The 1,235-nt window shown below is 45.1% G+C and carries 1 protein-coding gene; it reads left to right on the top strand.

Features of this window, described 5'->3' with window-relative positions; translation table 11 throughout:
- Positions 1-67: 67 nt before the first annotated feature.
- A protein-coding gene (locus D791_RS18555; RefSeq protein WP_089503658.1) for an IS3 family transposase occupies positions 68-1,227 on the top strand; the annotation gives its coding sequence in 2 pieces (ribosomal slippage) (positions 68-332 and positions 332-1,227; 1,161 coding nt in all).
- The last annotated feature ends 8 nt before the right edge of the window (positions 1,228-1,235 follow it).

Below are 1,235 nucleotides of genomic sequence, written 5' to 3'. Positions count from 1 at the left end.
TGAACTGGTCTAATAGAACTGGACACTTTAATTAGCGACAATATCAGTCAGCTATTGAGGTGTCATTATGAGTCAGAAACGAACCTACAAACAGTACTCAACTGAGTTTAAAGAAGAGGCTGTATCGTTAGTGAATGATCAGGGTTACTCAGTGCCCGAAGCGGCTAAAGCATTAGGTATCAATCCTAATATGCTCTACCGCTGGAAGGAGAAGTTAGAGGCTAAGCAAGCAGGCAATCAGCTTTCCGAGTCTGAGCGAGATGAACTTATTAGGCTACGCAAAGAAAATCGTAGGCTGCTGATGGAAAAAGAGATTTTAAAAAAGGCTTCAGCCTTCTTCGCGAAAGAAATGAAGTAAAGTTTGATTTCATCTTAGCCGAGTCAGCTGATTACCCAGTCACGATGCTTTGCAAAGGCATGGGTGTCAGCCAATCCGCTTATTACGACTGGCTCAAGCGCCCTGGCAAGCTCATTGCTGCGGAGGAGTTAACACTCAGACGGCGAATGAAAGAGCTATTCAAACGTAGCCGATCAAGCTTAGGTAGTCGAGAGATGATGAAAAAACTTCGTGAAGAAGGCTTTGAAATTGGTCGCTATCGAGTGCGAAAACTCATGGCTCAAATGAAGCTTGTTGTGCGACAGCGTGTGGCTTATAAGGTCACTACAAAGCGTAACTTCAGTGATTCAGTTGCAGACAACCTGTTGAACCAAAACTTTAATCCTACGGGGCCAAATCAAGTATGGGCAGGTGATGTAACCTATTGCCGCACTGGTGAAGGCTGGATGTATTTAGCGGTCGTGATGGACTTATATTCACGCCGAATCGTTGGCTGGCATATTGATAAACGCATGACAGCGGATCTTGTTAGCAAGGCATTGATGAAAGCCTATAACCTGAGAAACCCGCCATCAGGGCTTGTGTTTCACAGTGATAGAGGCTCCCAGTATACAAGTCGACGTTATCGAAAATTACTGGACAGCTACCAGATGCGAGCCAGTATGGGAGACGTCGGTGCCTGTTGGGATAATGCTGTCGTGGAACGGTTCTTTGGAAGCCTTAAGCATGATTGGCTCCTTAAAATCCCTCAGCCAACACGTGAGCATATGAAAAAAGATGTCGCTGAATATATGCGATATTACAACTTGGAAAGGCTGCACACAGCCAATGGCGACAAAACGCCGGTGGATTATGAAAACGAGCTAAAAAAAGTGTCCGGTTTTAGTTGACCAGTACA

Origin of the sequence: Nitrincola nitratireducens, from assembly GCF_000585235.1 — a bacterium.
Classification (GTDB): domain Bacteria; phylum Pseudomonadota; class Gammaproteobacteria; order Pseudomonadales; family Balneatricaceae; genus Nitrincola; species Nitrincola alkalisediminis.
The sequence above is the reverse complement of the archived record's forward strand: the minus strand, read 5'-3'. Positions and strand labels throughout refer to the sequence as shown.